The sequence below is a fragment of the Paenibacillus sp. 01T47 genome, assembly GCF_056398245.1.
The window spans coordinates 131,628-153,670 of sequence record NZ_JBFTPA010000012.1; the positions used below are offsets into that span (position 1 = coordinate 131,628).

At 45.3% G+C, this 22,043-nt stretch carries 17 protein-coding genes; 11 read left to right on the forward strand and 6 right to left on the reverse strand.

Annotated features, from left to right (window positions below; genetic code table 11):
- Window positions 1-34: 34 nt before the first annotated feature.
- From AC1DOV_RS22155 to AC1DOV_RS22180, 6 genes are all read left to right on the forward strand, one after another.
- Window positions 35-1,405, forward strand: coding sequence for an extracellular solute-binding protein (locus AC1DOV_RS22155; RefSeq protein ID WP_339204019.1), 1,371 nt, complete (start codon window positions 35-37; stop codon window positions 1,403-1,405).
- Between the two features lie 94 nt (window positions 1,406-1,499).
- The gene (locus AC1DOV_RS22160; protein ID WP_076270206.1) at window positions 1,500-2,381 is read left to right on the forward strand and encodes a carbohydrate ABC transporter permease; all 882 of its coding nucleotides are present in this window, start codon (window positions 1,500-1,502) and stop codon (window positions 2,379-2,381) included.
- Entirely contained in the window at window positions 2,381-3,226 is an 846-nt protein-coding gene (locus AC1DOV_RS22165) for a carbohydrate ABC transporter permease (protein ID WP_076270205.1), read from the forward strand. Before AC1DOV_RS22160 ends, AC1DOV_RS22165 begins: the two co-directional genes overlap by 1 nt.
- 19 nt (window positions 3,227-3,245) lie before the next feature.
- On the forward strand, window positions 3,246-5,057 hold the full coding sequence (locus AC1DOV_RS22170) for a cache domain-containing sensor histidine kinase (protein WP_339204018.1): 1,812 nt from the start codon (window positions 3,246-3,248) through the stop codon (window positions 5,055-5,057).
- Window positions 5,054-6,694 (forward strand): response regulator transcription factor, encoded by a 1,641-nt coding sequence (locus AC1DOV_RS22175; protein ID WP_477551098.1) that lies wholly within the window; start codon window positions 5,054-5,056, stop codon window positions 6,692-6,694. The genes AC1DOV_RS22170 and AC1DOV_RS22175 overlap by 4 nt, the downstream gene beginning before the upstream one ends.
- 31 nt (window positions 6,695-6,725) lie before the next feature.
- Window positions 6,726-8,342, forward strand: coding sequence for a glycoside hydrolase family 3 protein (locus AC1DOV_RS22180; protein WP_477551099.1), 1,617 nt, complete (start codon window positions 6,726-6,728; stop codon window positions 8,340-8,342).
- Between the two features lie 55 nt (window positions 8,343-8,397).
- On the opposite strand, the gene AC1DOV_RS22185 is transcribed toward AC1DOV_RS22180, so the two are convergent.
- Window positions 8,398-9,540, reverse strand: a complete 1,143-nt coding sequence (locus tag AC1DOV_RS22185) for a YfbR-like 5'-deoxynucleotidase (RefSeq protein ID WP_076270201.1) — start codon at window positions 9,538-9,540, stop codon at window positions 8,398-8,400.
- A gap of 115 nt (window positions 9,541-9,655) precedes the next feature.
- Between AC1DOV_RS22185 and AC1DOV_RS22190 the strand changes: the two genes are divergently transcribed.
- From AC1DOV_RS22190 to AC1DOV_RS22200, 3 genes are all read left to right on the forward strand, one after another.
- Entirely contained in the window at window positions 9,656-10,633 is a 978-nt protein-coding gene (locus AC1DOV_RS22190) for a bile acid:sodium symporter family protein (protein WP_083682411.1), read from the forward strand.
- A 38-nt stretch (window positions 10,634-10,671) separates the two neighbouring features.
- Complete coding sequence (gene pnpS, locus AC1DOV_RS22195; protein ID WP_339204014.1) at window positions 10,672-12,447, forward strand: two-component system histidine kinase PnpS; 1,776 nt, start codon at window positions 10,672-10,674, stop codon at window positions 12,445-12,447.
- Between the two features lie 109 nt (window positions 12,448-12,556).
- Window positions 12,557-13,279, forward strand: coding sequence for a response regulator transcription factor (locus AC1DOV_RS22200; RefSeq protein ID WP_076270199.1), 723 nt, complete (start codon window positions 12,557-12,559; stop codon window positions 13,277-13,279).
- A gap of 116 nt (window positions 13,280-13,395) precedes the next feature.
- Here AC1DOV_RS22200 and AC1DOV_RS22205 read toward each other — a convergent pair whose 3' ends face one another.
- Window positions 13,396-14,262, reverse strand: a complete 867-nt coding sequence (locus AC1DOV_RS22205) for an AraC family transcriptional regulator (protein WP_339204013.1) — start codon at window positions 14,260-14,262, stop codon at window positions 13,396-13,398.
- 174 nt (window positions 14,263-14,436) lie between these two features.
- Here AC1DOV_RS22205 and AC1DOV_RS22210 point away from each other — a divergent pair, with 174 nt between their 5' ends.
- Window positions 14,437-15,288 carry a lipoate--protein ligase family protein gene (locus tag AC1DOV_RS22210; RefSeq protein ID WP_477551100.1) on the forward strand — a complete coding sequence of 284 codons (852 nt, stop codon included), beginning with the start codon at window positions 14,437-14,439 and terminating at the stop codon, window positions 15,286-15,288.
- A gap of 6 nt (window positions 15,289-15,294) precedes the next feature.
- Here the strand turns inward: AC1DOV_RS22210 and AC1DOV_RS22215 are convergent, their stop codons facing one another.
- The 4 genes from AC1DOV_RS22215 to AC1DOV_RS22230 all read right to left on the reverse strand — a co-directional run bounded on the left by AC1DOV_RS22215 (window position 15,295) and on the right by AC1DOV_RS22230 (window position 19,809).
- Window positions 15,295-15,726: a threonine/serine exporter family protein gene (locus AC1DOV_RS22215; RefSeq protein WP_477510637.1), complete on the reverse strand. Its 432-nt coding sequence runs from the start codon at window positions 15,724-15,726 to the stop codon at window positions 15,295-15,297.
- Between the two features lie 120 nt (window positions 15,727-15,846).
- A complete protein-coding gene (locus AC1DOV_RS22220) occupies window positions 15,847-16,605 on the reverse strand; it encodes a threonine/serine exporter family protein (RefSeq protein WP_441885909.1) in 759 nt (252 codons plus the stop codon).
- 47 nt (window positions 16,606-16,652) lie between these two features.
- Window positions 16,653-17,840, reverse strand: coding sequence for a M20 family metallopeptidase (locus tag AC1DOV_RS22225; RefSeq protein WP_477551101.1), 1,188 nt, complete (start codon window positions 17,838-17,840; stop codon window positions 16,653-16,655).
- 1,051 nt (window positions 17,841-18,891) lie between these two features.
- Window positions 18,892-19,809 (reverse strand): helix-turn-helix transcriptional regulator, encoded by a 918-nt coding sequence (locus tag AC1DOV_RS22230; RefSeq protein ID WP_477551102.1) that lies wholly within the window; start codon window positions 19,807-19,809, stop codon window positions 18,892-18,894.
- Window positions 19,810-19,861: 52 nt separating this feature from the next.
- Here AC1DOV_RS22230 and AC1DOV_RS22235 point away from each other — a divergent pair, with 52 nt between their 5' ends.
- Entirely contained in the window at window positions 19,862-21,931 is a 2,070-nt protein-coding gene (locus AC1DOV_RS22235; RefSeq protein WP_477551103.1) for a beta-galactosidase, read from the forward strand.
- Window positions 21,932-22,043: the final 112 nt, after the last annotated feature.

Consider the following 22,043-nt stretch of genomic DNA (forward strand, 5'->3'; position numbering starts at 1 on the left):
AACAAGCAACACCATAAACGAGGAGGTCTTCCCAATGAAAAAGAGATCTACACTAATTGCCACTACGCTGCTTTCCCTTATGATTGTCGCATCGGCGTGCGGCGGTAACAATGCTGGTAAAGGAAATGAAGGCGCTGCAACAAATGCACCAACGAATGCAGCAACGGATGCTCCAGCAACCGATGCACCAGCAAAGGACGTAACATTGTCCCTTCGCCACACTCAAATTAAAGAAACAAGCAAAACTCGTTTGAAAATTCTTGAAGATGTTGTTGCAAAAACACAAGACGAAAATAAAGGTCTTACTTTCAAGCTTGAAGGTATCGACGAGATCGTTAACCGCGATCAAAAGCTGAAAGCAGAAATGGCTGCTGGCAACCCTCCTGATATTTTTGAAGTATTCGGTGGAGCAGACCTTAACCTTTATGTAAAAGCTAACCGCATGCTTGACTTGACACCAATCATTGCAGAACTTGGCCTCACAGACAAATTTGCAAGCTTGGACGAGTTCACTGTAGATGGCAAAGTATATGGCCTTCCTTTCGGCGGCTATAGCGAAGCGATTTTCTATAACAAGAAAATTTTCTCTGAGCTAGGCTTGGAAATTCCTACAACTTGGACGCAATTGGTTGAAATCTCCGAAAAAATCAAAACAGCTGGCTACACACCACTTGGTTTGGCTGCTAAAGACGGCTGGGTAAACGGTATGCTTTGGAACACAGTTATGGAGCGTAACGTTGGTATCCAAGCATTCAGCGATGTTGTTGCTGGTACTGCAAAATGGACTGATCCTAACTTCGTTAAAGGTCTAGCTTCTTATGCTGAACTTGTTAACAAAGATTTCTTCACTAAAGGTGCTCTAGGTCTTGCATACGCAGATCAAGGCGCGCAATTGCTTTCCGGTAAAGCAGCAATGGTATTCACAGGAACTTGGGATGCTAACCGCTTCTCAGGCGACGAAGCAGGCGACCTTAAAGGTCAAATCGGTTACTTCGCATTCCCTTCAATCGAAGGCGGCGCTGGCGACCAAACATCAATCAATGCATCATACTCAAACGGCTTTGGTTTCTCTGCTACACTAACTGAAGATCAAATTGCAGCAGTTAAGAAATTTATCGCTAACTTCTATTCTGAAGAGGTTCAAAAACGTACTTTGGTAGAAGACAAATTGCTTCCTTCTTTGAAACTAAGCGATCTATCTGGTGTTGATCCGCTTACAACTGAAATCTTGACGGTTATGGCTAACGCTTCCAGCTCATGGAAAGCTTATGATGCAATCGTTCAACCAGCAGTAGGCGCTGACATTAACGTTGGTATTCAAGAGCTTATTGGTAAAGTAAGCACACCAGAAAAAGTAGCTGCAAAAATTCAAGCATCGCAAGATAAAGCGAACGCAGCTAAGTAATCGCAACACATTACATTCGATCCTGCTATGCAAGAGGGTGTGCTTCCTTCCTGGAGGGCACCCTCTTTTAACGCTAGGACAAAAGGAGGACATTATGAACAGAGCGCTCAAAAATCCGATTACTTACGTGGCGTTCATTATTCCGACGCTTGCTTTATATGCTTTGTTTTTTGTTTATCCCGTTATCGTATCTTTTTTTTACGGTTTCTTTCGTTGGGATGGCATTACTGAGAAGGTGTTTATCGGATTTGATAACTTTACGAGATTGTGGCAGGATGAAATTTTTAGAAAAGCACTTTTAAACAACTTTTATTTCATGGCGTTTTCCCTAATCGTGAACATTCCGCTCGTCTTCTTGATTTCGATCATTATTAGTAAAGTTAGACGGATGCGTGACTTTTACAAATCGGCCGTGTTTGTGCCGGTTGTTATATCGACGGCTACTGTAGCTATTTTGTTCGGCGTTTTGTACAACTATGATTCAGGAATGATCAATCAATTAATTCGTCTTGTTGCACCAGAAAGCTGGGCGCGCGAATGGTTGTCGGATCCCAAGCTTGCAATGCTCTCGATTCTTATCGCGAATGCATGGCAAAATATCGGCTTCTTCATAGTACTTTGTTTGGCAGCAATTCTAAACATTCCGAAAGAAATTATCGAAGCTTCTAAGCTGGATGGCGTAACCGGCTGGCAAGAAACATGGATGATCACATTGCCGCTTGTAAGACCAATCCTATTTGTAATGCTGCTTCTTTCTGTTTCGGGAACGATGAAGGTGCTTGATATCGTACAAATCATGACGAACGGCGGTCCTTTCCAATCCACAGAAGTTATGGCGACTTATATGCTTAAAGTTGGCTTCCGCTCTCTTGAACTTGGATATGGCAGCGCGATCGGTGTTGCGATGTTCATTATTATTTTGATTCTTACGGGTATTTTACAGCGCATCACAAAAAGCGAGGAGGTGCAGTACTAATGGAACGTTCCCGAGGCACACAATGGTGGATGCATACATTTTTAATGGGGTATGTTGCAGTAGTGCTCTTCCCTCTGTTATGGTTATTCATGTCATCTTTCAAAACAAACCGTGAAATAACAGTAAATACATGGTCTTTGCCAACTAGTTTTAACTTTGATAACTATATCGCTGCTTGGGAAACGGCTAATATTGGTAAATATGCGCTGAATAGTACAATTGTAACCGTTGCAGCTTGTGTATTGACGCTCCTTTTTGCAGCGATGACTTCATTTGCGATTGCGCGGATGAAATACACGAAGATGAATAAAGCTGTTTATAATTTCATTTTACTTGGCTTAATCGTCCCAGCAGGTGCATTGTTTATCCCGTTGTACCGTTTAATTCAAAAGATCCATTTGTTTGGACAGCCATTATATGATACGCATTGGTCATTAATTTTGGTATACACCACATATGCTTTGCCGATAACCGTGTTTATTATTTATGCATTTATGCTTTCGATTCCAAATGAGCTTGAGGAAGCTGGCATTATGGACGGGCTAGGCGCAAGCGGTCTGTTCTTCAGAATTATTATTCCGATTTCAATGCCGGCACTAGTTACTGTATTTATTTTAAATTTCATTGGCAACTGGAACGAATATATTTTGTCCCAACTATTTATAACATCTGAATCACTCAAAACACTGCCAACGGGTATGGCAACCTTTAATGATGGCTATCGCACAAACTTTGCATCGCTGTCTGCTGCGGTAATCATAAGCATTATTCCGGTCCTGGTTGTGTATGTGTTCTTGCAGCGTCAAATCATTGAAGGTATGACTGCAGGCAGTGTGAAGGGATAAGAAAGAAGGAGCCTCCTAGATGAACTTGAGACCGAAATTGATGCTTGCATTCATATTTCTGATCGTCATTCCGATGATTGGCCTCGGCATATTCTCATTTATTAACTCTGAGACGCTGCTGGAGAAAAAGTATAGCGAGCAAACCGAAATTTCGCTCAGGGCTGTAGGAGGCAATATTCATTATTTCTTTCGAGAGCTTGATCAGCTATCCGATGGTAATTTAACGAGCACAGAGGTGCAGGAAACACTGAAATACAGCTCGTATAATTCCAATGATGCCGGCACGCTCATTCAAATTAACCAAGCAGAGAAAGAAATGAAACGGATTTTGTTCCAACACCCTGCTGTCAGCTTTGTTGTGCTGTATGCGAAGGATGGGACGATGTTCCGCTCTTACCGCAACGATCCGACGACGTTCAAGCCTATTTCCTTTGATATGCTCAAGCAGCATTCCGTCTATAAGGATGTTATGAATCTTGGCGGACGTCCGCTTTGGATTGGACCTTATGAACAGCGTGAGCTGACAGGTGTTGAACCGCCTCTATTTACACAAATTCGTGTCGTTAAGGATATTGAGTCATTTAATGATTTGGGCGTAATGATTACGCAGTACAAAACGGAAGAAATATCGAGCATGCTCAAAACCTTTCAAAACCCGCAATCCAATGCAGCCGAAACAAGATACCTCATTGTCAATAAAGCAGGCCTTATTATGCTAGACAGCAAAAAAAAGATGGATGGTCATAATATAAATGAACAGACCGATTCATTGCCTCAGCACACGAATAACTACAACAGCTCGCGAGAAAAGTTTGAAGGTATAGACAGTCTTGTTTCTTCCTATCAATTGGATCGCAATGGTTGGATACTTGTGTCCATAAAGCCTTGGGATTCACTTACTAACGAAAATGTTCGGTTTGTCCAGTGGATTGGGATGATTACGGTCCTTGGTTTGCTATCAGCGGTGTTGTTCAACGTCTTTTTTGTTAACCGAGTAGCGAAAACGATCATTAAAGTTGTTCGTAAAATGAGATTGGTTGAGCAGGGGTTGCTTGATATTCGAGTAACCGCTCAAGGTAAGGATGAAACCGTTCTACTGGCCAACAGCTTCAATAGTATGGTTGAGCGAATCGGCAATTTGCTTAGTGAAGTGCGCAGAGAGCAGGCACGTAAGCAGCATGCGGAAATGATGCTTATGCAGGCACAGATTAAACCGCATTTCCTATTTAATACGCTCGAATCGATTAATGCTCTTGCAGCACAAAATGAAGGCGCAAAAATTATGTTGATGGTGCGCAGATTAAGCAATTTGCTTCGCACAAGCATGCATCAATCCGAAGAAATAAGGATCAGCCAAGAAATTGAGCATGTCCGCAGTTATTTGGAAATACAGAAATACCGCTTCGAGGAGCTTTTCTCATACGAATTGAATGTCCCGGCAGAAGCACTTGATTTCTCCATACTAAAGCTTTCGCTTCAACCGCTCGTAGAAAATAGCATTCAGCATGGGTTTGATGGTTATGAAGACGGACAAGGCAGGATATCAATTGATGTAACTGCTGAGCCTCATCAGATCGTCATTATGGTTCGTGACAACGGATTAGGCATGAGCTCCAGAGTGCTGACTAAGCTGTCAGCAGAGTCAGACTCTGAAAGTAAGCAGACGGATGCTGCGCAAATGGGTGAGAGAAGAGGACTTGGATTACGAAATGTTGCAGATCGCTTGCGCATACATTATGGTCCTGCGTTCGGTTTGTGGATTTGTAGTCAAGAAGGCAGCGGGACCGTTATTCGCTGTGTAATTCCGAAGAGCAGAGGTGATCAGCTATGACGGGTAAAGTACTCCTAGTTGACGATGAGGCACATATTACGAGAAATTTAGAAAAAGTTATTCCCTGGGAAATGCTAGGGCTTACCGTTGGCGGTACAGCTAAAAATGGTGTTGAAGCGTTAGAGCTTATGGAGCAGCAACACTATGACTTATTGCTGTGCGATATTCGCATGCCGGTTATGGATGGTTTGGAGCTTGTTCGGCATATCCGTGATAAAGCAATGGCTTGCGATATTATTATGCTGTCGGGATATCAGGATTTCGCTTATACGCGAACAGCAATTCAATTTGGCGTCAATGATTATGTGTTAAAGCCTATACCTTATGATGAATTGACTGGTGTTATTGCTAGAGTAATGTCTACTCAGCGCAGTAAGCAGAAGCTGCAGCAGGAAGAGAAGCAGAAGCTCGGCCGGATGATCGATCTCGCTAGCGAGAAAATTTTGTACGATATTATTATGGATTATACCGATGTTACTGCAGATAATTGGCTCTTGACCGGAGATGAACAGCAGCTCAAGCGGCAGCAGTTCGTCTTAATTGTGCTTGATCTTGATGTAAGCTCGGAGAAGACGAAGGATTGGCGTGACTGGTCCGATAAGGAAAGAAAGCTGTGGAATTTTGCTGTATGTAATGTACTGCGTGAGAAGCTGCAGCAAAATGGGCTGCATCATGCGGTCATTCAAATTCGAGATGGTGAGTGGTGTGTACTCATTGAAACGGAGAAAACGGCTGAATTTGATATTGCCTTCATTAAAAACTGGGCAGACATGTTGTTGTCTGCGATTAAGAGCCATGTAAAGCTGCATTTATTTGCAGGTATTTATCATAAGTTTGCAGCGGTTGCTGACTTATCCCAAGCCTATAAGCTAGTACAGCAAGGGATGCAGCTTACGCCTGTCCATGACATTATCGCTATTTATCCATCCGCTCAGCAAAAATCATCGCAAGCAGATCAAGCGTTTTGGGATACTGCGGAGAAATTAATTGGAGCGGTTAAACGCGGGGATACGATAAGCGTAGACAGCGAGCTTCAAAGTATTACGCTGCTGTTGCAGCGAATGAATGAGCCTTCATTAAATCGTGTCAAGCCGCTGCTTCATTTCTTTGTCCTGCATCTTATGCGTGAGATGAAAGAAATGGGCGTATTTACTCGCGAGCAAGAGGATATGCTTTGGCGCAGATTGGATCGCCGCTTTGGCATTAAGGATTTATTATCAGTTATTCGTCAAGTTACGAATACGGTTTCGGAGAAATCTATGGATAAGAAAAAGCAATCGGAACGTTCAATGGCTGAAGCGAAAGCCTTTTTGGACCGCAATCTTTATCGCGATCTAAGTGTTGAAGAAACGGCAACTCATGTCGGTTTAAGCACCTCTTATTTTAGTTTATTGTTCAAGCAGACTTTTGGCGAAACGTTTATCGAATATGTAACGCGGCAGCGGATGGAGCGCGCGAAGGCGATGCTTGGGGAATCACTCAAGAGCGTTGCACAAATCGCGAAGGAAGTCGGTTATGCGGAGCGGCGATATTTTACAAAAGTGTTTATGAAATATACAGGTGAGAATCCTACCGATTATCGTACGAGACGGCAAGAGGGCGGACAACATAACGAGGCTTTGAATGAGCCGTCGTAATAGGGTTGATAAGTGAAGGGACGGGGAAGCATTGACGACAACGCGTGAGTGGGATAACTGGAGCTTGAAGAAGAAGGTTGGACAATTATTTGTATTTGGTTTTCATGGCTTTGAGCCAACGGCGCAAATCAAGCAGTTAATTGAAACGAGCGGCATTGGCGGAACGATCTATTTTTCCCGCAATGTGAAGGATGCTAAGCAGGTGCACAAGCTTAGCGGCGAGCTTCAAAGCATCGCAAGAAAAGCTTGCAATCCGCCTCTATTCGTAGCGATTGATCAAGAAGGCGGCATGGTTGCAAGACTAGTTGACGGTGTAACGCTTATGCCGGGCAACATGGCACTTGGTGCAACCAGCGATAAGGAGAGTGCTAGAGAAACAGCATTTGTATGTGGTGAAGAGCTTCGTCAATTGGGTGTTACGATGAATTATGCGCCTTGTATTGATGTTAACAATAATCCGGATAATCCTGTTATTAATGTACGTTCGTATAGCGACCGTTCTGATGTTGTTGCGGAATTCGGAGCAGCCGCAGTAACTGGCTATCAAGCTGCACGAGTTGCTGCGACTGTTAAACATTTTCCAGGGCATGGCGATACGGCGGTGGATTCCCATCATGCGCTGCCGATATTGCTGCATGGGCGTGATCGGTTAGACGCGATTGAGTTGAAGCCGTTTCTGGCTGCAATTGAAGCAGGCACGGATTGCATTATGACAGCGCATGTTTGCTTGCCGGCGCTTGATCCATCGGGCGTGCCGTCGACTTTGTCTGAGCCTGTCATCACGGGTTTACTGCGCAAAGAGCTTGGTTATGACGGGATTGTTGTGACAGATTGTTTAGAGATGGATGCGATTGATAAAACCTATGGTCCAGAGCAGGGCGCTATTAAAGCGCTGCAAGCGGGAGCCGATATGGTGCTGATCAGCCATACATTTGATAAACAATGGGCTGCCCTTGAAGCCGTTGTGCGTGCTGTTGAGAACGGTGAGCTTGCAGAAGCTCGTATTAACGAGGCGCTTAATCGGATTATGACACTTAAGGAGAAGCTTGTGCTTGAGGAGCCTTTGCTGCCGTGGTCACAAGTGGAATGGGGAATTGGTACGGAAGTAAATCGAGCGGTTGCAATTAAATGGAGCGAGGCTTCAGTTACATTAGTAAAAGACGATGGGCCATTGCTGCCATTAAGCCGCGAGAAAAGCACGCTCGTATTGTGGCCCAAAATTGTCCCTGTTTCGGTGGCTGACGAAATGCTTTCAGGTGACGGCTCATTAGGTCACTTTCTTGGAGAGTATGGAGCTAATATCGTCGAGCGTCAAATGGAAGATGATCATCCACTCGCTGATTTGGAAACATTCTCACAAATCGTCGTTGTCACTTACGACGCTTCCAAGCATCCGGTAGAGCGCGATATTGCACGCGAGGTCGTAAAATTGGCACCGGAGCGTACGATAGCTGTGTCGGTTCGGAACCCGCTTGATCTATTGCTATACCCGGAAGTAAAAACGTACATGGCAGTGTATGAGTGTCGTCCACTCGCGCTAGCTGCTGCTGCGAGAGTATTGTTAGGTGATCTTATGCCGCAAGGCAAGCTGCCGTTAGAAATATCGGCTGCATACCCATTCGGCTGGAGTGCTGCTGTTCATAGCTAATATAAACCAAAGCTGGGCCGCGAGATATATCTCGCGGCCATTTTGTATTGAAGACTTATTGTCCAATTAAATTGGAATAGGTTAAGTCATGCAAAATATAAGCCAGGAAAAAAACAACACAGTCATTCTCATAGCGATGCTGAACCTTCACCAGCTGGTTATAATAAGTATCAGCGTAATGAGGGTTATTTCGCATCTCAAGGCTTGCTTTGATTAAGGCGTCCAGCTTGTCGGAAATATCAACGAGTTCACCATTTGCATCTGCTGATTTGCTGTGTACTATGAATTCGGTCATATCTTCATGAAAAAACGATGGAAGCTTATTAATCATGAACTGAGCGGTTTCTTTCTCGTATTGCTCGAAAGCGTGCTTAATGTCTGGATTATTGTGCTTGAAATTCGATACAACATCGCCGGATAAAGCTTCAGGCAAATCATGAAGGGCAGCTTTGGCGAGCAGCTTATAGAGATCGATATTTTTATTGCCGAAACGCTCGATTTCAAGCAGCCCATTAAACAAAGCAAGTGAAGCGACTCGGAAGGAATGTGTCGCATCATTGTCTGGAACGAGATTATAGCTGCCGTTCCATCTTTTTACGGTATCGAGATTCATAATGTATTGGATAAATTCATAAAAGCCATCATGTTTATCGTATTCATCGAGCAGCCAGTGTATGGATGGAAGCTCTGTGCTTCGCAGCACTTGTTCGAGCTCCTTATATTTGGCATGAAAAAAAGGATTCGTGTCATAACGAGATTCTCTGTGACAATACAAATAGGCATCCAGCGTATCGATGGCATCAACTAATCGTCCAATAGGTGAATCATCTTGCGCATGGACGATAAAATCGAATGCTTGAGCCTGTAGAGACTTGGATAGGTACGAGACAATCTCCTTGCTAAGTTCCATTTCGAAGTCTCGGATATGATTCATAACGAGCGATTCTTTTTTGGTGACATGCTTAATGGAGCCGGTGCCCGTGTTTTTGAGATCACCCCATAAGCATCTTCCTACAAGCTTCAGCTTATCTAACGGCTGCTTGAATATTTTTTCTTCAATAATACCAATCAAAATAGACAATGCAGCGCATCTAAAGCTATGAGCGGAGGCGTTATCCTCAAATCGTGGAGCATATTCGCTCCATCTAGGTACATATTGCATCCGAATGATCGTATTGGTGAATTTACCGTTTTTCATAAATCGGGCTCCTTTTTAATCGAAGTTCAAGAGTTTCCGTTCATGTGCGGAGTGTCTATGTTATTATATAGCTTATGTACAAAATCGACTAGAAGAGGTAAATGAGGGAAAGATCATGCGTGAATGGGGTTTAGCTTTTAACCAGCAATTTGAGAGATGGATGTTCATCATTATTCCAGGATCGTTGATACTTGGCTTTCTATTTGCAACACAGCTTCAGCCTTTTATTGAAATGGTTCCTTACTTATTTGCCTATGTCACGCTAACGATGGCCATTGGCTGCGGATTAGGACAATTGCGAGAGGTATTGAAGCGGCCGGGCATTATGGGGCTTACCTTTTTGATTGCTCATGTCGTATCTCCGCTGGTAGCTTATGGACTTGGGGCACTCGCATTTGGTGCGGATTCGCCCTATGTGGTGGGCCTCGTTTTGTTTACGCTTATACCAATCGGAGTGTCTACCGTGCTGTGGGTTGGCATGTCAGGAGGCAGCGTTCCGCTTATGCTTGCCATGGTTGTGCTCGATTCAGCGCTTAGTCCACTGGTAGTTCCGGCGGGTATCCATCTGTTTTTTGACTCCGCTGTTGAAGTGAAGGCAGGACCTATAATTGTTGATTTACTCGTTATTATTGTACTTCCTACGATCATTGGCGTCGCCCTTAATCAAATGAGCCGAGGACGTATTCAAAGTATCGTGCAGCCCTTTACAGCACCGCTTTCCAAGCTTTGTTTCGTCGGTGTTGTCGCGTTAAATGCATCGGCTATTGCGCCTCATTTAGGAGAGCTGAAGCAGGATATGCTGCTGCTCGTTCCGATTGTTGTGCTGCTGGTTAGTGCTTGTTACGCCTTCGGCTACATTGGAACGGCGCCGCTTCGCAAACGCGAGCAGCAGGTGACCGTTTCCTATGCAACAGGAATGCGCAACATTTCTCTTGGCATTGTGCTGGCGCTCGGTTATTTCAGTCCAATAGCTGCTGTGCCTGTTGTGTTGTCGATTCTTATTCAGCAGCCTTTAGCAACTGTGTACCATTATGTTTTACAAAAACTTAATAATCACAAGGGTAGCGAAAGTACTGCGACGCATGTACCATAAACGATGTGTGCATGATTAAACATAAGGAGTGAATGTTAATGAACAGCTTCCGCACTAGGCTGACGCTCATCATGATTGCGATGATCGCATTATCGGTCAGTGCAGCAGGATTATTTATGGTCAAAACGTTCAAAGAAAACCATATCAAAGCGCTTGAAGACAATATGGTTCGTGAGATGCAGATCATCTCGGCAAAAATGAATTGGAAATCAGGTGAAATTTCCTCCTTATATGACTATTATACAAATGAGGCAAAGGAGCTCCAGCGTTATGCGGGTGCTCGAGTAACCTTTATTCGCAATGACGGTGTCGTGTTAGGTGATTCAAATGGAGATCCTCGGGATATGGACAATCATTTAAACCGTACCGAAATTAAGGAAGCATTGGCTACAGGAACAGGAAGATCGATTCGGGCTAGTGAAACGGTTAGACAAAATATGATGTATGTCGCTATTCCTGTAACGGTGGTGCCGGGTCAAGCGCCTGATGTGATTCGCCTTGCGATGAGTTTGAAGGAAGTTGATGAAAGCATACGTCAATTGACGATGATGCTGTTCTTAGGCTTGCTTGTACTTTTCCTTATTGCAGCTTTTATTAGCTACCGCCTGGCACTTGGTCTGACAAAACCGCTGGAGCAAATTACAAAGGTTGCTAAACGCATCAAAAATATGGATTATTTGGCAAGAGTAAAAGTGATGAAGCAAGATGAAATTGGTGAGCTTGGAAATGCTATTAATGCGATGGCAGACAGCTTGCAAGTTCAAATGACGCGTATCCAACAAAATGAGAATCAGCTTGAGAGTGTTCTTGATAATATGATTAATGGAATCGTCATGATCGACCTAAATGGAAAAATCGTATTGATGAACAGACGTGCAGAGGAAGTGCTCGGCTTCTCCGCTCGTGAGCTCGTTGGCCGTCATTATGCGGAAGCGAAGCAGCAATACGAGCTGTCGCAAATGATTCAAGAGGGTCTTAAAAGCAAACAGCATCTGCGTGAGGAAATTACGTTTTATTTTCCAGAGGAGAGGCTGCTGGAGCTTAATCTGGTGCCGATTCATCCGGAGGGCAATGATTTCTCTGGTGTGCTGCTTGTCCTGCAGGACGTTTCCGCTATTCGCAGGCTGGAGAGGATGCGCAGTGAATTTGTCGCAAACGTCTCTCATGAGTTGAAGACGCCGATTACTGCAGTAAAAGGTTTTGCTGAGACGCTGCTTGGCGGCGCGGTTAACGATGAGGAAACAGCACGTTCTTTCTTGCAAATTATATTTGATGAGTCAGATCGGCTTAACCGATTGATCGGAGATATATTGGAGCTGTCCAAAATCGAGTCACGGCGAGTGCCGCTAGTGTTCTCGCCTGTAGAAGTGGATACGTTCGTTCACAAATCGATTAAGCTGATGGAATCAGAAGCGGTTCGCAAAAGAATTGAGCTCAGCATGAACATCGAGCCAGGTCTTTATGTTGAAGCCGATGAGGATCGTTTGCGTCAAATCATTATGAATTTGTTATCGAACGGGATTAACTATACGCCTGAAGGGGGCAGAGTATCCTTAAAGGTTGAAGGTTTGGGCGATGATCATATTCGCATTCAAATTAGCGATTCCGGCATCGGTATTCCGAAAAAGGATTTGCCGCGTATATTTGAACGGTTTTATCGCGTTGACAAAGCACGTTCGCGCAGCTCAGGCGGTACGGGGCTTGGATTATCGATCGTTAAGCATCTCGTTGAGCTTCATAAAGGTACCATTACAGTAACAAGTGACGTTGGTGTAGGATCTACATTCACGATCGAGCTGCCTGTACTGCAATAGAAAAAAAGATTTACCTATTCTTCATGAATCCGTGATAAACTAAAGCTAAACGTTCTAAATATGCGGATGCGGCGTCTTTGGCGCCGCCATTCGCCAGGTTGGAGGTAACATGTCGCATAAAGTGCTCGTCATTGAAGATGAACCGACATTAGCAAGGCTTCTGTCGTACAATTTGACCCAAGAGGGCTATGAAACGACCGTTATCGATCATGGCGGGGAAGGCTTGCAGACGGCTTTGCAGCGTAATTTCGATTTGGTCATCTTAGATATCATGCTTCCTGGCATGAACGGCTTTGAAATATTAAACCGTCTTCGCCAAAATGGCGTAAGAACACCGGTCATTATTTTAACAGCTCGCAATGCGGAAGAAGAGGTTGTGCAAGGACTGAAGCATGGTGCTGATGATTATATTACGAAGCCGTTTGGCGTGGCTGAACTTCTAGCACGCGTATCCGCGGTGCTTCGTCGGACACAGCTTGATGATAGCAAGCCGATCGAGTCTTCAGAGAAAGTCATCACAGCTGGTGATTTGTCCATCTATCCCGAGAAGTATGAGGTCATCTTAAACGGCGATACGATTCCGCTTAGACCGAAGGAGTTCGAGGTTCTGCTTTATTTAGTACAGCGTCCAGGCATGGTAATTACGAGGGATGATCTTATGAATGTCGTGTGGGGCTTCGATTATATCGGCGGCCAACGTACGGTTGATGTTCATGTGAGCTCATTGCGGAAGAAGCTGGAGCTTGGTCAGCAATCTGTACAAATCGAATCGATCCGTGGTGTAGGTTATAAACTCGTTATGCCAAAAAAGCTCGTTACCCCGAAATTATAGGGTGGACGAGCTTTTTCTAATGAAAGTATATCATTTGCTCCTACTTATCTTATATTTCTCCCTCAAAGCTGCTTTCATCCAAAGGACGCTGAAGGTATTTTTGGTTGATAAGCAGATTATTGCCGGTTAAGCACAAGCATCTTACGCTGGAATTGCTTAGGCGAGCAGTCGTTGTATTTTTTAAACATTTTATAAAAATGTGCCATATTCGGCATCCCGATTCGCTCGCCAACCTCCGAAATGCTCAAATCCTTCGTCAGCAATATTCGTTCTGCCCACTTCACCTTGCGATAATTCACATATTCCGTAAAGGAAAGCCCGATCGTTTTTTTGAAATATTTTACGAAGTAATAATAGCTCATATTGGCGATCTTGCAAACCTCTTCAACTTGGATACGATCCGTCAGATGATTTTCGATATAATCGAGCACTGGTTTCAGGCGAATGCGCTCAAAATTATCTTGCTCAATCAACACTTTGCGGCTGTCGTTGCGGAGCAAAAGCAGCAATATTTGCTTGACTAAAACGCTGACTGCCAGCTCATAGCCTGTTTCTTTATGTGTCGTCTCGTGCAATAGCTGATGAATGTAAGAGACAGCTTGCTGTTTTGCCGTGTTGTTTTCTTGGAAAATATAATTCGCTTTACTGAGCGGTGTTTGGGTTTCTGAGAAGTACCGCATATAGGGAATCGTGCTTTGATCAAAAAACGGTTCCAGATCGAATTGAAGCACAATATAATCGAGCAAGTTATGGCTGCGATCGGAGTGCAGCTCCGAAGCTCCGATAAGCACGATGTCGCCAGAAGTCAGGTGAAAGCTTTCTTCATCGACGTAAACGTCCAGCTCACCCTCAAGAATGAGCAGCAGCTCAACCTGTTTATGATAATGCCAGTTTGTATAACCGTCCAGACTGCGAATGGGGCGAAAAACGCGCAGCGACAGCAATGGGTTTTCGTATGCGACTTTTTCATTTATTGCTTCCAAATCTAATGTTACCCCCTTGGCGCTGCATGACAATATCCTTATTGTAGTGAATGCTTTCACCATTAGCAATAAGGGAGCGGTATAAATGATGCGCGATTGCTCATTTATCGTTAAAATAGATATAACTTAGCAAGTATACGGAGTAAGGGATTAACAGAGAGGGCTGGACGACATATGGAACGGGATTCGATAAGGGATTATGGTTTGGAAAATGTGCTGCTGCTCGACCGAATGAATGAGCTGGATGAATTAGATGTGTTATATCCCTTTGCGCTGGATGAGCTACTTTGCAGAAAAACAGGGCAGGGAGGTCCAGCCATTTGCCATATTTGGCGTCACCCAAGAGCATTTGTTATGGGGCTGCGCGACAGCCGATTGCCAGGCGCTGCCGACGCTGAAATGGCTCTTCAATCGGAAGGCTGGTCTACTGCTGTGCGCAATTCGGGAGGAGCTGCGGTACCGCTTGATTTGGGGGTCATTAATATATCGCTGATCATGCCGAAAAAAGCGCTGGACTCCTTTCATTTTCATGATGATTTTGAAAAAATGTATGGGCTGATTCGTCATGCATTACAGGAGACGGGCTGCAAGGTTGATAAAGGGGAAATCAAAGGCGCTTATTGTCCTGGCGAATTTGATTTGAGCATTGGCGGGTATAAATTTTGCGGCATCGCACAGCGTCGGCAGACGCATGCCTTTATTGTACAAGCCTTTATTGTAGCGGATGGATCTGGCCAGGAGCGGGCCAGCTTCGTTCGATCCTTCTATGATAAAGCTGCACAGGGGGAAAACGAAAACGATTATCCGCTTGTGGCTGCTGAAAGCACGGCTAGTTTGGAGCAATTGACACCGCTTGGCACAGGAGCCGGAGAAGCTTTTGTCAAAGCGGTCAAACGAGTCATAGCTTCGCAGCAGACGGAAGCGGGTATGAGAGAAGCAGAGTCGAAGCTTGTAATGCCGACAAAAGAACAAATCATGGAAATGGCCAAATTATTGCGTTCCAGGTATGCGATCCCAACTCAATAAATTACGCTAACGTTCCGTTTTACGGATGAGCTGATTGACGACCTCTGAGAAAATAAGACCAATTGCAATGGCTCCTGAGAGCATGAATGCTTTTACGGCTAGCTGCACGGCAATGTCATAATTGTCTTCCACGACGTTTCTCATAGCATCGTAGGCGAGTCCGCCGGGAACTAAAGGAATAATGCCGGATACGCTGAAGACGATGATGGGCGTTTTGTATAGCTTTGAGAATAGCTGGCTCACTACGGTTACGATAAAAGCAGCAATTAGCGTCGCAGGAATGGTATCCAGCGACAGCTCTGTGCAGGAAATATAAATGAACCAGCCTATCATGCCAACAACGCCGCAGTGCACAAGCGTTCGCTTCGGTACGTTGAAGATGAGGCCGAAGGCTGCTGAAGCTATAAAGCTAGTGACTAGCTGTTCTATTATCGACAACGTAATACACCTCCGAATTTGCGAAATATAAGAAAGTATATCATTTTCTATTACTTATCTTATATTTCACCGTCAAAGCTACTTCAGCGTCTAAAGTACGCCGAAGGCGTTTTTGCTTGATTAATAAAACGAGAGCACCGCGGCGATTCCCGCACCCACAGCGAATGCTGTGAGAAAAGCTTCTGCTCCCTTCGAAAGCCCTGATACAAGGTGGCCAGCCATCAGGTCTCTGACTGCTGCTGTAATATGCAAGCCGGGCACAAGAGGCATAACAGAACCGATAATAATTTTATCGAGGTCAAATCCATATCCTTTATGTACAAACAGCACGGACAAGGTGCCGATCAGCAAAGCCGTAATAAACTCGGAGAAAAATTTGATCGGCACGATTCGATGCAGTTTAACTGAAAAACCGAAGCTAATGCCGCTGATGAGCACAACAGGGATGAAGTCGCGCCAGCTGCCTTGGAACATGATAAGAAAACAGCCGCTCGCTATAGCAGCAGCTATGATTTTCATCCAAACCGGATAAACGAAAGCGTTAGAGTCTATTTCTTGTAAAAGTCGGTGTGCATCGCCAGCAGCCAGCGTGCCGGTGCTAATTTTTCTGGAAATATCGTTGACTAAGGATACCTTAAGCAAATTCGTCGAACGCTCGGAAATACGAATGAGCTTCGTCATCTGGGATGAACCGTCAATGGCAAATATAATACCGGTCGGCGTGACGAAGCTATGGGAGTTCTCTATGCCGTAAGCAGCTGCAATTCGGGACATCGTATCTTCGACACGATAGGTTTCGCCGCCGTTTTGCAAAATGATTTTGCCGGCCAATAAACAAATTTGTGTAATCTCGTGGCTATTGATGATGCTTTTATCCATTGCGGCCTGCCTCCCCATTCCGAGCGAAGTTGTTCTTTATCCTGTTCTTATTTGCTGCTTTTGGTTTGATGCTCGAATTCAGCGCGAATTCGTGCGAGCAGCGCAGGATCGGCAAATACGTCGTATGCGGTTGCAGCTAGCATTTTGGCACCAAATAACATGCCGTCCAGCGCATATTCGGTCATTGCCGCATCACGAAACGCCTCCGTATGAAGCAGCAAACGATCTTGTACCACCTTGACGTAAGGATGAATAGCTGGACAGCGAACGGAGACGTTGCCTAAATCAAGCGAGCCATGATCCTTGCCGATTTCCATATCCTCAGGGCGAATGCCTGCCTTGATCAGATTCGTATTGAACTGCTCGGACAATGCTTCATTAGTAAGCAGCTCGTCATAAGAGTATTCGAAATGATTTGTTGTAACGGTGCAGCCCGTCTGCAATGCGGCCCCATCTGCACAGCGCAGCACTTTCGCAGTGAGCTCGTTTGTATAAGTGCGTGAAGCCGAGCGGACATAAAATTTGGCCGATGCATAATCAGGAATAATGTTCGGCGCCTTGCCGCCGTTGTCAATAATACCATGAATGCGCGCATCGCTGCGTGTTTGTTGGCGCAGCGCATTAACACTATTGAATAGCTGAAGAACAGCATCCAGCGCATTAATTCCTTCATATGGACTTGCAGCTGCATGCGCGGCTAGACCATGAAATTCAAACTGCACGGCATCCAGCGCTAGTGATTCGCCTGAACGTTCAAACGTATAGTATGGATGCGCCATTAAAGCGAAGTCGCAGTCATCGAATAAACCTGCCTCTGCCATTGGTACTTTCGCTCCGCGTGTTTCCTCAGCTGGCGTACCATAGATGCGAATTTTTCCGCCAATGCCGCTGTTTATCAAAGCCGCTTTAAGTCCGACAGCTGCTGCCATGCTCATAGAGCAGATGAGATGATGTCCACAAGCATGTCCGATTTCTGGCAGAGCATCATACTCGCATAAGAAGCCAACTGTCGGGCCAGGGCTTCCTGTATCATAAACACCAATAAAAGATGTTTCAATGCCTAAAATACCACGTTCAACCTCAAACCCGTATTTTGCAAGCTCCGTACAGAGCAGCTCAGAAGCAAAAAACTCCTCATGTCCAAGCTCTGGCCGGCTGCCCACCGATCGTGATATCGTGCGAAAAGCGTCCGCATATAGATCAATTTCATTAAATATAAGATTTTTATCGGTCATTATATTTTTTTACCTCCTGAAATGAAGTGAAACCTATGAATTCGGCTGTATGTTCGGAATAGGTCGGCTCCCAACAGCGGAAAGTCTGCTATTAGCACGTATGTGTTCTTACAACCTCCGAAGTAGCCTAGCTATGTGCCTGTAAGAACCTACAGGTTCTTATGGAGCCCGTCAGGCGTGCTGCCAGCAGCGGAAAGTCTGCTGTTAGCACGTATGTGTTCTTACAGCCTCCAAAGTAACCTAGCTATGTGCCTGTAAGAACCTATAGGTTCTTACGGAGCCTGTCAGGCGTGCTGCCAACAGCGGAAAGTCTGCTGTTAGCACGTATGTGTTCTTACAAGCTCCAAAGTAACCTAGCTGAGCGTCTGTAAGAACCTATAGGTTCTTATGGAGCCCGTCAGGCGTGCTCTAGCAGCGGAAAGTCTGCTGTTAGCACGTATGTGTTCTTACAACCTCCGAAGTAACCTAGCTGAGCGTCTGTAAGAACCTATAGGTTCTTATGGAGCCCGTCAGGCGTGCTGCCAGCAGCGGAAAGTTTGCTGTTAGCACGTATGTGTTCTTACAGCCTCCGAAGTAACCTAGCTGAGCGTCTGTAAGAACCTATAGGTTCTTATGGAGCCCGTCAGGCGTGCTGCCAATAGCGGAAAGTCTGCTGTTAGCACGTATGTGTTCTTACAACCTCCAAAGTAACCTAGCTAAGCGTCTGTAAGAACCTATAGGTTCTTATGGAGCCCGTCAGGCGTGCTGCCAGCAGCGGAAAGTTTGCTGTTAGCACGTATGTGTTCTTACGGCCTCCGAAATAACCTAGCTGAGCATCTGTAAGAACCTATAGGTTCTTATGGAGCCCGTCAGGCGTGCTGCCAACAGTGGAAAGTTTGCTGTTAGCACGTATGTGTTCTTACAGCCTCCGAAGTAACCTAGCTGAGCGTCTGTAAGAACCTATAGGTTCTTATTGAGCCCGTCAGACGTGCTGCCAACAGCGGAAAGTCTGCTGTTAGCACGTATGTGTTCTTACGGAGCCAACTCCGATCCACACAACTGTGCCCCCACATCAACGCATGCCGTGAATTTTTTTAAATTGCTCCGGGCTTAACCCTTCGAGCCGTCTAAAGACGGAGCTGAAGTAGCTAGGGGAGTCGAAGCCGACGCGCTGGGAGATTTCGTGCATCTTGATCTCGCTTTCGCGGAACATAAGCTCCTTGCTCCGATTGACGCGCTCTCGGTTTACGTATGCCATTGGTCGCATTTTCAAAGCTTTCTTAAAAAGTAAGCATAGATACTGCGGTGTTACATCGATACAGCTTGCTAAATCCTTTATCGTAATAAGCTTGCTGTAATTAGCTTCAATATAATGAAGAACAGGCTGCAGCTTCAAGTAGTTTTGTTCTACCGAGTGTGAGCTTACAAGAATAACCTTCATTAAATCAAGTAAAAACATGTAAACCAGCTTAGAGCACTCGAGACCGAGAAAGGATCGGCCGGATTGCGTCATTGCGTAAATGTTTTTCATGTGGGTAACAATCATATCATGATCAGCAGTCGAATAAACACCGGATTGTGTAATTCCAGCCTGCCTGAACAGCTTGTCGGACAAATCGCCTCTAAAGCTCATCCAAATGATTTCCCAAGGCGCTTGTATTGAAAAATATTGATGCTGCTCGTTCGGAAACAGGCAGAACCCTTGCCCAGCTCGAACGGTCATTTGTTGATCGCCAACATGGAGCTCGCCCGAGCCGCTAATGACTTGCAGCCATTGAAAATGAGGATAGCCGTTTGGACGGTCAATCGGCTCTTGATCGCTCCAATGCCCGATACTCGTGAGATAAACCGGGAGTGTCTTGTCTGTCTCTGTCAAAATCGGAAAAACCATCGTGTCGATAGCGGTGTCCTCCTGTTTCATATTTTTATAATAATGCGAAAATACTGTTATATAGTTGGTTCGATGAACAAGATATAATATGAATATCATTATAGTATAACCAATAATAGCTGCAAGCAAGACGAAAATGGAGGCAGATGAGATGAGTATGAAATTTCCCCCGATAAGTGCAAAAATTCCGCAAATGCTGCATGGTGCAGATTATAATCCAGATCAATGGCAGAAGTATCCTGAGGTGCTGGAGGAAGACATCCGCCTCATGAAGCTTGCACATTGCAACGTGATGTCTGTAGGCATTTTTGCATGGATGGCGATCGAGCCGGAGGAAGGCGTATTTACATTTGAATGGCTGGACACGTTGCTTGATAAATTTGCTGCTAACGGCATCTATGCCTTGCTTGCTACACCAAGCGGAGCACGCCCGGTTTGGATGTCTCAAAAATATCCGGAAGTGCTGCGCGTTGCACCTAACGGAATTCGTAATTTGCATGGTGCGCGTCACAACCACTGCTTCAGCTCACCTGTATATCGCGAGAAGGTAACGATCATGAACTCGAAGCTGGCAGAACGTTATTCGGATCATCCTGCGGTCATCGGCTGGCATATATCAAATGAATATGGTGGCGAATGTCACTGCTCGTATTGTGAAGACGCTTTCCGCGACTGGTTGAAAAATAAATACGGTACACTAGAAGCACTTAACGATGCTTGGTGGACGACGTTCTGGAGCCATACGTATACCGATTGGAGCCAAGTCGAGTCGCCAACCGAGCGTGGCGAGAAAGCGGTTCACGGCCAGAATGTTGACTGGAGAAGATTCGTTACGGATCAAACGGTTGATTTCTGCCACAACGAAATAGCTCCGCTGCGCGCCGCTAACAGTGAGCTTCCGATTACGACGAACTTTATGCTTGATTTTGAGCCGCTTAACTATTGGAAGTTTACAGAGCTGCTCGATATGATATCGTGGGATGCTTATCCAACTTGGCATGACAATGGCGGAGATGACAGCGAGCAAGCGGCGTGGATTGGCTTCAACCATGATGTGTTTCGTTCGCTTGGCGGCGGAAAGCCGTTCATGCTGATGGAAAGCACGCCGAGCATGACGAACTGGCAGCCGATCAGCAAAGTGAAGCGTCCAGGCATGCACATGCTGTCATCGCTTCAAGCGGTTGCACATGGCTCAGATACTGTTCAGTATTTCCAGTGGCGCAAGAGTAGAGGCTCAAGCGAGAAGCTGCATGGTGCAGTAGTGGATCATGTCGGCCATGAGCATACTCGCGTTTTCCGCGATGTGGCTGAGCTTGGCGAAGCTTTGGAGAAGTTGACCGAAGTAGTAGGTACAACTGTGAAGCCAGAGGTAGCGCTTATCTATGATTGGGAAAATCGCTGGGCAGTAAAGGATTCGCAAGGTCCGCGCAATAGCGGTCTTCATTATGAAGAAACGGCTAAACGCCATTATCGTCCGTTCTGGGATCTGGGTGTGCCAGTGGATATTATTGATTCGGAATGCAGCTTTGATTCGTACAAGCTCCTTATTGCTCCTATGTTATATATGGTGCGTCCGGGTGTAGGCGAGCGCATTGAACGTTTTGTTGAAAATGGCGGTACTTTCATCGCTACTTATTGGACAGGTATCGTCGATGAGAACGACCTATGCTTCCTAACAGGTTTCCCAGGACCGCTGCGCAAGACGCTTGGGATCTGGTCCGAGGAGATCGATTCGCTGCATGATCATGATTCCAATCAGGTCGTGCTGAAGGACGGAAATAAGCTTGGACTGAGCGGCCAATATACAGCACGCGAGCTGTGTGATCTCATCCATCTTGAAGGTGCGGAGGCACTTGCTGTATATGGAGAGGATTTCTATGCGGGTCGCCCTGCCTTAACGGTAAATCATTTGGGTGCAGGCAAAGCCTATTATGTTGCATCGCGCAACGAAGCAGCTTTTACAAACGATTTTCTGACTCGAATTATTGATCAAGAGGGGATCAAGCGAGTTCTTGATTCCGAACTGCCGCATGGCGTAACTGCACAATTAAGAACAGATGGCGTGAACGACTACGTCTTTGTATCCAATTTCAATGCAAATGAGTCTTCGGTTGCTTTAGATGCTCAGCAGTATACAGATTTGTTGACGGGTGCGGCTCTAAACAACAGTGTTGAATTGAAGCCTTATGGCTGCCGGATCTTGAAACGAGCTTCGAAATAATACTAGCCTCATAGAAAAGCTGTGTGAAGCGTACAGGAAACTGTACGTGGATCGCAGCTTTTTTGTTGTTTAGTCATAAAGACTCTCTTATTGGAAAATTCAATAGGCATGT